We start from the raw sequence: 454 nt of genomic DNA, 5'->3' as shown, positions 1-454 counted from the left end.
GACTCGGTTGTGTGTTGTTGGCGCGTTCAACGCGTCAGGTCAATTTAACGGAGAATGGCACCGCTTATTACCATCAATGTAAAGAACTGGTTATTGGCCTGCAGCAGGCCAATGAACAAGTCAATCAGCAACAATTGCAACTGAGTGGGACATTGAGAGTGAGTGCGGCAGGCGGGTTTGCAGAACATTTTGTCGCACCGGCATTAATGACATTTGCTCAACAGCATCCTCAATTGACCGTGGAAATAGACTTTAATAGTCGTATGGTGAACTTTGTAGAAGACGAAGTTGATTTTGCCGTGCGTTATGGTGAATTAGCCGACTCCAGTCTGATTGCCCGCAAATTAATCAGCCGGCCGATGATGGCCGCTGCAAGTCCTGAATATTTAAAACAGTATGGCACGCCGACACATCCCAACCAGTTAAAAAGTCACAGCTGCATTATTTCCAATAA

Annotated in this window: 1 protein-coding gene; it reads left to right on the top strand. The window is 46.0% G+C overall.

Annotated features, from left to right (window positions below; all coding sequences use genetic code 11):
• Window positions 1-454: substrate binding domain-containing protein (locus B3O33_RS01760; protein ID WP_292362811.1), on the top strand; the 454-nt coding region annotated here is incomplete at both ends.

The sequence above is a fragment of the Methylophaga sp. UBA1464 genome, assembly GCF_002325665.1.
Taxonomy (GTDB): domain Bacteria; phylum Pseudomonadota; class Gammaproteobacteria; order Nitrosococcales; family Methylophagaceae; genus Methylophaga.
Note: the sequence above shows the minus strand (reverse complement) of the source record. Positions and strands in the feature narration are given on the sequence as shown.